This window comes from Rhodococcus sp. NPDC019647 (assembly GCF_044389235.1).
Lineage (GTDB): Bacteria > Actinomycetota > Actinomycetes > Mycobacteriales > Mycobacteriaceae > Rhodococcus_F > Rhodococcus_F oxybenzonivorans.
Map to the genome: position 1 here is coordinate 206,286 of NZ_JBIRXS010000002.1, position 11,648 is coordinate 217,933.

11 protein-coding genes are annotated in these 11,648 nt (G+C 65.4%); 6 read left to right on the forward strand and 5 right to left on the reverse strand.

Annotated elements, in window-relative coordinates:
* Positions 1 to 223: 223 nt before the first annotated feature.
* A complete protein-coding gene (locus ACH49N_RS05605; protein WP_397504481.1) occupies positions 224 to 1,114 on the reverse strand; it encodes a tyrosine-type recombinase/integrase in 891 nt (296 codons plus the stop codon).
* Between the two features lie 249 nt (positions 1,115 to 1,363).
* On the reverse strand, positions 1,364 to 1,948 hold the full coding sequence (locus ACH49N_RS05610) for a TetR family transcriptional regulator (RefSeq protein WP_358270983.1): 585 nt from the start codon (positions 1,946 to 1,948) through the stop codon (positions 1,364 to 1,366).
* A 128-nt stretch (positions 1,949 to 2,076) separates the two neighbouring features.
* Here ACH49N_RS05610 and ACH49N_RS05615 point away from each other — a divergent pair, with 128 nt between their 5' ends.
* Positions 2,077 to 2,550 carry a DUF4334 domain-containing protein gene (locus ACH49N_RS05615; protein WP_358270985.1) on the forward strand — a complete coding sequence of 158 codons (474 nt, stop codon included), beginning with the start codon at positions 2,077 to 2,079 and terminating at the stop codon, positions 2,548 to 2,550.
* 48 nt (positions 2,551 to 2,598) lie between these two features.
* The gene (locus ACH49N_RS05620; protein ID WP_358270986.1) at positions 2,599 to 3,687 is read left to right on the forward strand and encodes an NAD(P)-dependent alcohol dehydrogenase; all 1,089 of its coding nucleotides are present in this window, start codon (positions 2,599 to 2,601) and stop codon (positions 3,685 to 3,687) included.
* Between the two features lie 10 nt (positions 3,688 to 3,697).
* Here the strand turns inward: ACH49N_RS05620 and ACH49N_RS05625 are convergent, their stop codons facing one another.
* On the reverse strand, positions 3,698 to 4,285 hold the full coding sequence (locus tag ACH49N_RS05625) for a hypothetical protein (RefSeq protein ID WP_159919665.1): 588 nt from the start codon (positions 4,283 to 4,285) through the stop codon (positions 3,698 to 3,700).
* A gap of 485 nt (positions 4,286 to 4,770) precedes the next feature.
* On the opposite strand from ACH49N_RS05625, the gene ACH49N_RS05630 reads away from it, so the two are divergent.
* From ACH49N_RS05630 to phoU, 4 genes are all read left to right on the forward strand, one after another.
* Complete coding sequence (locus tag ACH49N_RS05630; RefSeq protein WP_109327265.1) at positions 4,771 to 5,727, forward strand: acyl-ACP desaturase; 957 nt, start codon at positions 4,771 to 4,773, stop codon at positions 5,725 to 5,727.
* Positions 5,728 to 5,805: 78 nt separating this feature from the next.
* Complete coding sequence (dusB, locus tag ACH49N_RS05635; protein ID WP_109327263.1) at positions 5,806 to 6,948, forward strand: tRNA dihydrouridine synthase DusB; 1,143 nt, start codon at positions 5,806 to 5,808, stop codon at positions 6,946 to 6,948.
* Positions 6,949 to 7,066: 118 nt separating this feature from the next.
* A complete protein-coding gene (locus tag ACH49N_RS05640) occupies positions 7,067 to 9,094 on the forward strand; it encodes an LCP family protein (protein WP_358270989.1) in 2,028 nt (675 codons plus the stop codon).
* An 81-nt stretch (positions 9,095 to 9,175) separates the two neighbouring features.
* A complete protein-coding gene (phoU, locus tag ACH49N_RS05645) occupies positions 9,176 to 9,871 on the forward strand; it encodes a phosphate signaling complex protein PhoU (protein WP_109327259.1) in 696 nt (231 codons plus the stop codon).
* Positions 9,872 to 9,930: 59 nt separating this feature from the next.
* Here phoU and pstB read toward each other — a convergent pair whose 3' ends face one another.
* Together pstB and pstA are read right to left on the reverse strand one after the other, a co-directional pair.
* Entirely contained in the window at positions 9,931 to 10,707 is a 777-nt protein-coding gene (gene pstB / locus ACH49N_RS05650; protein ID WP_109327254.1) for a phosphate ABC transporter ATP-binding protein PstB, read from the reverse strand.
* Between the two features lie 31 nt (positions 10,708 to 10,738).
* Positions 10,739 to 11,647, reverse strand: coding sequence for a phosphate ABC transporter permease PstA (gene pstA, locus ACH49N_RS05655; RefSeq protein ID WP_109327250.1), 909 nt, complete (start codon positions 11,645 to 11,647; stop codon positions 10,739 to 10,741).
* Position 11,648: the final 1 nt, after the last annotated feature.

Below are 11,648 nucleotides of genomic sequence, written 5' to 3' on the forward strand. Positions count from 1 at the left end.
CTTTCGCGACGCTGAACGATTTCGTGAGTGGGTCGCGGTGGTCCACATCGAAGGGCCCGCCGGCTCCGCATTGCTCGCACGCGTTCCCGCGGGACTCCGCGAACTGGTCCCGGCGTCGGTGGTAGCGGCGCTTCATGTAGTCGCGCATGTAGGCGTTGTAGCTCTCTCGGCTCCGCGTCTGAGTCACATTGTGATCGTAGACGCGAACTGCGGTTTTTAATCATCATGCGGCCGGGTCCGGCTCGAGGTCGGCGCGGAACGGGTCCAGGCGGCGGACCGCGTCGAACCGGCGGCGGTCGGAAACTTTGGTGTAGATCTGCGTGGTGGCGATCGACGAGTGCCGCAAGAGTTCCTGGACGGTGCGCAGATCGGCGCCGGAGTCGACCAGGGTCGTTGCGTACCAGTGGCGGAGGCTGTGTGGGGTGCCGGGCACGCCGGCGCGGCGCATGGCGGCGGCTATCAGGTCGGTGACGGACCGCGATCGGATGCAGCCGATTCCGCTGTTCGCGGGGAACCAGTATCCGCGGGTCGGCATTTCGGCGGCGACGGTGTCCAGCATGGGGTGCAGTGGCAGGGTCTCGTCGGTGCCGCCCTTCCCGATCACGCGGAGGGTGCCGGCGATCCGGTCGACGTCCTGTCCGCGGATCTTCGCTATTTCGTGGACGCGGAGGCCGGCCAATGCGGCGAGTAGGACCATGGCGCGGGTGTTGCGGCGGAGTCGGATCCGGAAGAGTCGGGCGACGTGCGGATCCGCCGGCGGGCGCGGGGTGCGCTTCACGGCCCGCGGGGCGGGGATCTTCACCATGGGATTGTCCACGCGGAGTTCCTGGGCCTGTAGCCACTGGAAGAACGCGCGGAGATATCCGTGATAGGTGGCGCGGGTGCTGGCGGACCAGGGGCCGGCGGCAAGCCAGCCGGCGACGTCGTCCGCGCCGAGCTCGCGCGCGGGCCGGCCGACGTCCTGGCTGAGCTGGGCGATGACGCGGAGGCGTTCGTCGACGGTGTTCTGGGAGAGTGAACGGGCTTTCATGTGCAGCGACCACAGGTGGTCTGTCTCGGGGTCGAGTGACTTGACGCGGTCTTTACCGAAGTATTGGGATGCGGCGGTGGTCACGGGGGAACCTCACGATCCAGTGTTAGACATAACAGGGGAAATGCTGGACAAGCTACGTCTTAACATGTCCTCCGGTCTGTTATCGGGAGGGCACGGAGGTTTCGTTACAGGCGCTAACGGTGTACGCGAGGTTATAGGTAAAGAGCTAGTAAAGGTCTTGTAATCCGCAGGTCGTAGGTTCGAGCCCTACTGGGGGCACCACCACTCCCCTTACTCGGCGCCTTCGCCGGGTAAGGGTCAGCGGCCCGTTCAGGGCTCGGCGCCCTGCACCGCGATCAGTCGCCGCACGGCCTCGACAGCCGTCTGCCTTCGGTCTGCAGCGCCGCGCTGGCACGATCTTCCGCCGTGAAACGCGAAACGTGTCGCCGCGAGCGTGCGCGCGATGTCTGTGATGACCAGTAGCAACTCAGCGGGGTTCCACGACGGGTCGATGAACCCCGCCTCCTGGCCGCGACGAATCTCGGCGATCTTGGGCCGCAGTGCGCGGATCCGCATGTCGTTCTCGTCGTCCAGCTCGCCCATCTCCAGATCGGCCCATTCCTGCAGTCTCGCGTTCTCGGGATGAGCCAGATAGTTGTCGAACAGTCGGCCGACGTATCCGGGCAGGTCGTCTCCGCGCAGCGCGGTCTCTTCGGTCGTTTCGACAATCCATTGGTGCGAGACCGCGTCGAAGAGCGCTTCCTTGCTGTCGAAGTAGGCGTACAACCGATCCTTGCTCGCACGGGCTGCCGCCGCGATGCGATTGATCCGGGCCCCGGCCACTCCGTGGCGAGCGAACTCCTCCTTCGCCGCAGCGAGAATCCGTTCCCTCGTGGCTTCACCGGCTGAACGCATACGGAACATCCTAAGTTGACCGTTGCCGAACCATTTGGTTCGGCGTAGGGTTCCATCTCGGCGAACCAACTGGTTCGCGAACATCACGCCGAGCGCAGACTCCACGCGCTCTCTCCGGAGGACTCTCCATGGACATCGATGAGGCACGCAGCACCTTCAGCACACTCCGCCGGCTCGAGAGCGGCGTATCCCCCGACGACCTCGACGCAGTGTGGGCAGCGCTCGACCCGGTGCCCGCCGAAGGGATCCTCGGGCAGTGGAAGGGTGACGACTTCGCCACCGGACATCGCCTGCACGAGAAACTCGCCGCGAGCCGTTGGCACGGAAAGACGTTCACTTCGCTCGAAGACGCCAAACCTTTGATCTGCCGCGACGCGGACGGAAACCTCTTCTCCGACATCGCGAGCGGAAACGGGGAGGCAAGCCTGTGGAACATCGAGTTCCGGGGTGAGGTTACCGCAACCATGGTCTACGACGGCGCGCCCATCTTCGATCACTTCAAACGGGTCGACGACACGACCTTGATGGGCATCATGAACGGCAAGTCCGCACTCGTCCTCGATGGTGGCCGGCATTACTACTTCGTTCTCGAAAGAGACTGACCCGGTGACGAATCGACGAATCGCACCCTCGACACCGAGGACACCCCCATGCAGATGAAGGCCGCACTCTCCCGTGGCCCGCAGTCGTCCTTCTCGCTCGAAACGGTCGAGCTCGATCGTCCGCGTCCCGACGAGGTGGTCGTGCGCATCGTTGCCACCGGCCTGTGCCACACCGACCTCTTCGCCAAGTCGACGCTTCCCGCCGCGATGGGGCCGGCCGTCTTCGGGCACGAGGGCGCCGGAGTCGTCGAGAAGGTGGGCGCACTGGTAATGGATATTTCACCGGGTGACCACGTGGTGCTCAGCTATCGGCACTGCGGCGCCTGCCGGCAGTGCCGCGGCGGGCATCCCGCCTATTGCGAACGCGCTCAACAGCTCAACAGTTCGGGACGCCGACCGGACGGATCGACGACGATCACCCAGAACGGTGGAGACGTGCGGGCCGCTTTCTTCGGCCAGTCCAGCTTCGCCGAGTACGTGGTGGCGACGGCGGACAACGTGGTCGTGGTGGACAAGTCCGTGGATCTCGCCCTTGCGGCGCCCTTCGGATGCGGTTTCCAGACGGGGGCGGGCGCAGTTCTGAATGTACTTGCTCCGGAGGACGATTCGACCGTGGTGGTCTTCGGCGCCGGAAGCGTCGGATTCGCAGCCCTTCTCGCTGCCCGCGCGAGCGGGGTTGCGACGCTGTGCGCGGTCGATACCGTTCCTGCGCGACGCGCCCTCGCGGAGGATTTCGGTGCCGTGGCCCTCGATCCGGCCACCCAGGACGTCGTCGCCGAGATTCGGGAACTGACCGGCGGCGGCGCCACCCATACGCTCGATACGACGGGAATTCCGGCGGTGATCGGCCAGGCCGTCTCGGTACTGCGGGAAAGGGGCACGGCCGTCGTGGTGGGACTCGGCGCACCGGACGTCACAGTGAACATCCAGGACCTGATGCGCAAGGGCAAGACGCTACGAGGCTGCATCGAGGGCGACTCGTCGGTGCAGTCCTTCATTCCGCGGCTCCTCGCCCTGCACGCGGACGGAAAGTTCCCGGTCGACCGGCTCGTCACCCGATACCCGTTCACAGACATCGATCGTGCCGTGGCCGATCAGATCTCCGGCAGCGTCGTCAAACCGGTGCTGGTGTGGTGATCGGCAACCCTCAGGGTGCGGACGGCGCCTCGCCGGGTCCAGTCGCCGAGCCCTTCGAATCGGCATCGGCACGGAGCTCGGCCAGATCCTCGCCGCGCTTGCGATAGGTGTAGGTGAGGCCGATGACGCCGAGGAAGACGACGACGCCGATGATCGCGCCGGCCAGAGACGCCCCCCGGAACCCGGGCGCGTCCACATCCATGATCCGTTCGCCCGCATGTGCCGCACTGTTTCCGCCGAGCACCACGCTGAGAGTCAGGAGAGTGGGCAGCGCGACGATCACGGCGACAACCAGCATGATGACCTGCATCGGCTTGAATCGGCGCCGGCGGAACAATCGCCACGCTCCGCGGAACAGCAGGAGTGGAATGAGAGTGCACAGGAAGCCGAACAACAAGCCCCAGAGAATCCCGGCACCGAAGCTGCCGTCGGCCAGCCCACCGACGTTCTGCGCCCACGCCCGCGGAAGGTAGGCCGCCAGAATGAAATAGGCGATGACCAGGACTACCAGGACCGCAGCGACAGCAATAGCCTTCTTCGCCCAGGCGGGCAAGCCCGGCTTCGCTGGTGTGGTGGAACCGCTGATGTCTGCCGTCATCGTTCGTCCCCCTGCGTCGGCACAGTTGCCATGACCCGATTGTTGGCTGTGCCGGGGCCCAGCGCAACCACGTGCACTGCCGTCGTGAAGAAGCCGGTTTTTCGTGGAGAAGCGTCACGGCGTGTCGGGACTCACATCACGGCACGACACACCGAAGAAATCGGACACGGAACGGTCAACGAGTGCACGGCCTACGACTCGGGCACGTAACGACGACCTCGGCAAACGCCGCAATCTGTGACCGCCCACAGTGCCCGGCCAGCCGACGTGATGATCTTTCCCGCATAACCGCGCAGGTCACTGCCCATCGGAGTCTCCCAGTACACTGTCTGTAACGGTCGGCCGTATCGCGGCGACAGACCCCGGAGATTCGATTACGGATCGGTAACTTCCTCGGTCTCCGGCGCACCGAAGGCGTTTACCGACGTACTTACGGTGCCGTAGGCTGAACGACAGTCACAGTGAGCTATATGGAGGCTAAACACATGGCGAGGGATCTGACCCAACTCGAGCTGCTGCAGGAGCTGCTGCCGGTCGCAGAAGAGAACGTCAACCGCCACATCTCCATGGCCAAGGAATGGCATCCGCACGACTACGTTCCGTGGGACGAAGGCCGCAACTTCGCTGCGATGGGCGGGATCGACTGGGATCCGGAGCAGTCACAGCTCGACGAGGTCGCCAAGGCCGCCATGATCACCAACCTGCTCACCGAGGACAACCTTCCCTCGTATCACCGTGAGATCGCCGAGAACTTCTCCCAGGACGGCGCGTGGGGAACGTGGGTCGGCCGCTGGACCGCCGAGGAGAACCGTCACGGCATCGTGATGCGTGACTACCTCGTCGTGACCCGCGCCGTCGACCCCGTCCAGCTCGAGCGCTTCCGCATGGAGCACATGACGAACGGCTTCGCCTCCCCCGCCGACGTCGATGCCGGCTTCCTTCACTCGGTGGCATATGTCACCTTCCAGGAGCTGGCCACCCGGGTGAGCCACCGCAACACCGGTAAAGCCTGCAAGGACCCTGTCGCCGACAAGATGCTGCAGCGCATCGCGGCCGACGAGAACCTGCACATGATCTTCTACCGCAACATGTGCGGTGCAGCCCTCGATCTCGCGCCCGACCAGGCACTCGAGGCCATCAACATGATCGTCCAGAACTTCCAGATGCCGGGCGCGGGAATGCCGAACTTCCGCCGCAACGGCGTGCTCATGGCCAAGCACGGCATCTACGACCTCCGGCAGCACCTCGAAGAGGTCGTCATGCCGGTCCTGCGCAAGTGGAACATCTTCGAGCGCTCCGACTTCACGGCCCGCGGCGAAGAAATCCGCGAGTCGCTCGGCGCCTTCCTCGAGAACCTCGAGGGCCAGGCCACCAAGTTCGAGGAGCAGCGCGACCGCATGCTTGCTCGCGAGGCCAAGAAGCGTGAGCAGAAGGCTTCGTAGCCGAAACAGCTATCCTGTGCCCGGTACCGGATTCGGTGCCGGGCACGCTTTTTGTCATAACTTTCCCAGAGGTCGTCAATGTCTACCCTTCGTATCGGTTCGCTCGAACTGCGCAGCCCGGTGGTGCTCGCTCCCATGGCAGGCATCACCAACGTCGCGTTCCGCACGCTGTGCCGGGAACTCGAGACGGAGCGGGCGGGGAGCACGTCCGGCCTCTACGTCTGCGAGATGGTGACCGCCCGGGCACTCGTCGAACGGCAACCCGCAACTCTCCACATGACCACGTTCGGGCCGACGGAGACGCCGAGGTCGCTGCAGCTGTACACGGTCGATCCCGACACGACATACGCGGCGGCCAAGATGATCGTGGACGAGAACATGGCCGACCACATCGACATGAACTTCGGCTGCCCGGTGCCCAAGGTGACCCGCAAGGGTGGCGGCGCGGCCTTGCCGTACAAGCGCAACCTGTTCGGCCGGATCGTCGCGGCCGCCGTCAAGGCCACCGAGGGCACCGACATCCCGGTGACGGTCAAATTCCGTGTCGGCATCGACGCAGAGCACCACACGCATCTCGACGCCGGCCGCATCGCCGCGGCCGAGGGCGCCGCCGCTGTCGCCTTGCACGCGCGCACCGCGTCCCAGCGGTACTCGGGTACGGCCGACTGGAACGAGATCGCGCGGCTCAAGGAACACGTCACGGACGTTCCGGTGCTCGGAAACGGTGACATCTTCGACGCCGGGGACGCGGCCCGCATGATGGACCAGACCGGGTGTGACGGCGTCGTCGTCGGCCGCGGATGCCTCGGCAGGCCGTGGTTGTTCGCCGAGCTGAGCGCCGCATTGAACGGACTACCACTGCCGACGCCGCCCACCCTCGGTGAAGTCGCGACCATCATCCGTAGGCACGCCGAACTCCTCGCCGCTCACCACGGCGAAGACAAAGGCCTCCGGGAACTGCGCAAGCACGTCTCCTGGTATCTGCGCGGATTCCCGGCCGGCTCCGATCTGCGCGTGGCCATGGCCCTCGTCAGCACCCTCACCGAACTCGACGGGCTCCTCGCCCAGCTCGATCCGTCGATCCCCTTCCCCAAGGACGCCGAGGGACCCCGGGGACGCCAGGGCTCGCCCGGAACCGTGGCCCTCCCCGAGGGCTGGCTCGACGATCCCGAGGACTGCCTGGTTCCGGCTGGAGCGGACATGATGCACTCGGGCGGTTAGGAGCAGGGGGCGAGTCGCATCGCTTCCCGAGTGGAGCGCCGACGTTCGATAAGTACTATGACTGGAATCCGTCGGCCCCGACGGAGGTCCGGGTCGGCGGAAAGGGCAGGTTGTATCGGTGGGTGATGATCACAGTTCGGACGCCCCGACGCCCGAATCGCGCGCCCCCTGGGAACGCCCTCTCGCCGATCAACGCTATCGGGAAGCGCAGTCGGGACGACAACGTCGGCTGCCTCCACGCCAGCCACCTCCGGAACAGCGGCCTCCCGAACGTCCGGCTCCGTCGGACCGTCGTCCCCCGATCGAGCGCACGGACGCCATCCGCCAGGACAGCGGGCGCATCGGCCGGCGCGCGGCCGGCGGACCCACCGAAGGCCTCTCCGTTGCAGACCTCGTCAAGAAGGTCGCCGGAGATGAACCACAGCGACCGGATGATCCGGACAAGACCGAGACGATCGCGCCAGTCGACGAGCGACATCCCCCACCTGGTGCCGTCGCCCCACCGGAGCCGACGTTCACACCTCCGCCCTCACAACTCTCCACCGGCGACGCAGAGACCGGCTGGCATGCGGACGCCGAAACCACCGCGACTCCTCAGGTGGTCGGTAATCCGGGATTGACTCGTCTGGCGTTGAGCAAGAGCCGTCGACGCCGCCGCCTGCGGGCGGTGGGACGCGCGTTCGTCGCATTGGTGGCGGTGATCGCGCTCGCCGGAACAGGAATCGTGTGGGGCTACTTGCGTTCCACCGAAGGCAAGTTCGATCAGATTGCCGCCCTCGACACCGAGTCGACGGACATCGTCGACGCAGGTGGGCAGACCGGTGACGAGACCTATCTCATCGTTGGCACCGACACCCGAGCCGGTGCCAGCGGCGCGATCGGCGCCGGAACGGTCGAGGACGCCGAGGGTTCGCGCGCCGACACCGTGATGCTCGTCAACATTCCTGCTGATCGCAGCCGCGTCGTGGCGGTCTCCTTTCCCCGCGACCTCGACGTCGAGCGCCCAGTCTGCCAGGGCTGGGACAACGCCACCGGGACATACACCGAGGAAACGTTCCCCTCCGCCGAGGGCGACAAGCTGAATGCCACCTACGCCCTGGGCGGGCCGAAGTGTCTGGTGAAGGTGATCCAGAAGATGTCGGGCCTGAAGATCGGCCACTTCGTCGGCATGGACTTCGCCGGTTTCGAGTCGATGGTCAACGAGATCGGTGGCGTCAAGATCTGCACCACACAGCCGCTCGAGGATTTCGTCCTCGGCACCGTGCTTCCCGAGGCCGGCACTCAGGTGCTCGACGGAAAGACAGCGCTGAACTTCGTCCGCGCCCGCCATGTGGAGGCGGAGGGCAACGGTGACTATGGCCGCATCAACCGTCAACAGCGGTTCCTGTCTGCACTTCTCAGGGGAGCACTGTCCAGTCAGGTTCTCCTCAACCCCGGCAAGCTCAACGGGTTCATCAACGCCTTCACCCGAGACACGTTCGTGGAGAACATCGACACCAAGTCCCTGGTCACGCTCGGCCGTTCGCTGCAGAACGTCGACGCCGGCGCGGTCACCTTCCTGACTGTCCCGACCGCAGGAACCACCGACTGGGGGAACGAAATTCCCCGCACCGATGACATCAAGGCCATCTTCCGCGCCATCATCGACGACGCCCCGCTTCCCGGGGAGAAGCGGGCCGAACCGATCGAGGCTGCAGCGTCGGCCCCCGTTCCGACGACGAGCGCACCCCTTCCCGTTTTCGCGGTCGACCCGACCAGCGTGTCGGTGCAGGTATCGAACGCTTCCGGCGAATCGGGGCTGGCCGCGACCACCGCGGACGCGCTGGCCGCGCAGGGTTTTCAGATCTACAACGTCGGCAACTACACCGCCACCAGTGCCGAGACGGTCGTCCGGTTTTCCCCCGGGCACGAAGCCGAAGCCGCCACCCTCGCGTCGGCTTTCCCCGGCGCGATCCTCGAGTCGACCTCCTGGTTGGGAACGGTGACCGAGGTTGCGGTCGGGTCGAACTTCTCCGGGACCGTGCAGGCACCGAGCGCGATCGACACCCCGCTGGACATGTCCGGGGTGCGTGTCGGCCAGCCGGAGGACGTCGAGATCCCCGCCGATCTCGCGGTGGTCAATGCCGGCGACGCGTCCTGTGATTGAGCGCTGATCAGGCACGTCGTTCACCCCGCGTTCACCCTGCGATCGTGACTTGGACTCCCGTGCACCGTAGGCTGTGACCTCATGCGCGTGGCTTACAACGAACAAATGACCGAGCTTGCCGACCTGCTCGGTGAGATGGCGGGGCTTGCGGGGGCCGCCATGGAGCGGGCCACCCAGTCACTGCTCCAGGCCGACCTCTCCCTTGCCGAGCAGGTGATCGGAGAGCACGACAAGATCACCGATCTCAGCACCATCTGCGAGGAGCGTGCGTTCGCCCTCCTCGCCCTTCAGGCACCTGTTGCCGGCGACCTCCGCTCCGTCGTCAGCGGAATCCAGATCGTCGCCGATATCGACCGCATGGGGGCCCTCGCCCTCCATGTCGCCAAGATCGCGCGCCGCCGACATCCCAATCACGTTCTGCCCGAAGAGGTCAACGGCTACTTCGCCGAGATGGGGCGCATCGCGGTCTCCATCGGTGCAGCCGCCCGTGAGGTTCTCGAGACCCGGGACCCCGAGCGGGCCGCACGCCTCCGCGAGGAGGACGAGGCGATGGACGACCTGCACCGCCACCTGTTCACCGTCCTGATGGATCGTGAATGGAAGCACGGCGTAGCCGCGGCCGTCGATGTCACGCTGCTGGGCCGTTTCTACGAGCGTTTCGCCGACCATGCCGTCGAGGTGGGCCGCCGCGTCATCTTCCTGGTCACCGGCAAGCTGCCCGACGAGACCGGCCCTGTGGCCGATGCCGACAACCTGACCACCTACCCCGATCTGTAAGAGCCTTTCCAACACGAACGCCCCGACCGAATTGCGGTCGGGGCGTTCGTCGTCGGGCGCTATCCGAAGCGGCCGGAGATGTAATCCTCGGTGGCCTTCTGCGTCGGGTTCGAGAAGATCTTCTCGGTGTCGTCGATCTCCACGAGACGGCCCGGCTTGCCGGTCGCTTCGAGGTTGAAGAACGCCGTCTGGTCACTCACCCGCGCTGCCTGCTGCATGTTGTGGGTGACGATGACGATGGTGAAGTCCTTCTTCAACTCGGTGATGAGGTCTTCGATCGCGAGCGTCGAGATGGGGTCGAGAGCGGAGCACGGCTCGTCCATCAACAGCACGTCGGGCGATACCGCGATGGCACGGGCAATGCACAGACGCTGTTGCTGGCCACCGGAGAGGCCGCCACCGGGCTTGTCGAGACGGTCCTTCACCTCGTTCCACAGGTTTGCGCCGCGCAGCGAGCGCTCCGCCACCTCGTCGAGCCGCTTCTTGTTGCGCTCGCCCTGCAGTTTGAGACCGGCCACCACGTTGTCCTTGATGGACATCGTCGGGAACGGGTTGGGACGCTGGAACACCATGCCGATGGTCTTGCGGACACCGACCGGGTCGGTGCCCGAACCGTAGATGTCCTCACCGTCGAGGAGGATCGAACCCTCAACGCGCGCACCGGGAGTCACCTCGTGCATCCGGTTGAGGGTGCGCAGGACGGTCGACTTGCCGCAGCCGGACGGTCCGATGAAGGCAGTCACGTTCCGCGGGGGAACCGACAGCCCGACATCGGCGACGGCATGAAACTTGCCGTAGTAGATGTTGACGTCCTTGAGATCCAGACGCTTGGCCATTACCGGCTCCCTACTGATGTATGTGTATGTGTCACTTGCTACGAACCTGTGAGAAGTGGCCGATGACCTTGGCCAGAACGTTGAGGATGGCGATGAGCAGGATCAGCGTCAGCGCCGCGCCCCAGATGCGGTTGGTGCCCGCATCGGTGGGGTTGTTCATCTCGGACACCATGACGCCGGGCAGCGTCCCCATCTCACCACCGAACAGATCGAAGTTGATGAACGGTGCGTAGCCGACGAGGATCAGCAGCGGAGCCGTTTCTCCCATCACGCGGGCGAGAGCCAGCATGACACCCGTGATGATGCCGGGAAGCGCAGTGGGAAGCACGATCCTGGCGATCGTCTTCCACTTGGGAACACCGAGTGCGTAGGACGCTTCCCGCAGGTCCTGGGGGACGATGCGGAGCATTTCCTCGGTACTGCGGATGACGACGGGAACCATCAGCAACACCAGCGCGAGCGACACCGCGAATCCCGACTTCGGGAAGCCGAAGGTCGCGATCCACAGTGCATAAATGAACAGGGCCGCCACGATCGACGGGACACCGCTCAGGATGTCGACCATGAAGGTGGTGAGCTTGGCCAGCCGCGACTGCCGGTCGGCGTACTCGACGAGGTAGATCGCCACGAAGAGGCCGAGCGGGATGGACAGCAGCGCGCAGACGAGTCCTTGCAGGATCGTGCCGATCAGCGCGTGGTAAACGCCACCGCCGGCCGCCGAGGACGTCAGGCCACTGAGCGAGTGGGTGAACCAGGTGGCCGAGGTCAGGGCGGGAATTCCCTTGGCGATCGCGGTGAACAGCACCCACACCAGCGGAATCAACGCTATGAGTACGGCCAGCGTGACGAGCACGGTAGCGGTGACGTCCGTGATACGGCGCCGGGTACCGACACCCCGGAAGGTGGGCGCCTTGACCGGCTTGTCGAGGGTCGCGGTCATG

Excerpts from the sequence above, each read along its gene's own strand:
- ACH49N_RS05610 (WP_358270983.1), bottom strand. The coding sequence starts at position 1,948 with ATGCGTTCAGCCGGTGAAGCCACGAGGGAACGGATTCTCGCTGCGGCG.
- ACH49N_RS05615 (WP_358270985.1), top strand. The coding sequence starts at position 2,077 with ATGGACATCGATGAGGCACGCAGCACCTTCAGCACACTCCGCCGGCTC.
- ACH49N_RS05620 (WP_358270986.1), top strand. The coding sequence starts at position 2,599 with ATGCAGATGAAGGCCGCACTCTCCCGTGGCCCGCAGTCGTCCTTCTCG.
- ACH49N_RS05625 (WP_159919665.1), bottom strand. The coding sequence starts at position 4,285 with ATGACGGCAGACATCAGCGGTTCCACCACACCAGCGAAGCCGGGCTTG.
- ACH49N_RS05630 (WP_109327265.1), top strand. The coding sequence starts at position 4,771 with ATGGCGAGGGATCTGACCCAACTCGAGCTGCTGCAGGAGCTGCTGCCG.
- dusB (WP_109327263.1), top strand. The coding sequence starts at position 5,806 with ATGTCTACCCTTCGTATCGGTTCGCTCGAACTGCGCAGCCCGGTGGTG.
- phoU (WP_109327259.1), top strand. The coding sequence starts at position 9,176 with ATGCGCGTGGCTTACAACGAACAAATGACCGAGCTTGCCGACCTGCTC.
- pstB (WP_109327254.1), bottom strand. The coding sequence starts at position 10,707 with ATGGCCAAGCGTCTGGATCTCAAGGACGTCAACATCTACTACGGCAAG.
- pstA (WP_109327250.1), bottom strand. The coding sequence starts at position 11,647 with ATGACCGCGACCCTCGACAAGCCGGTCAAGGCGCCCACCTTCCGGGGT.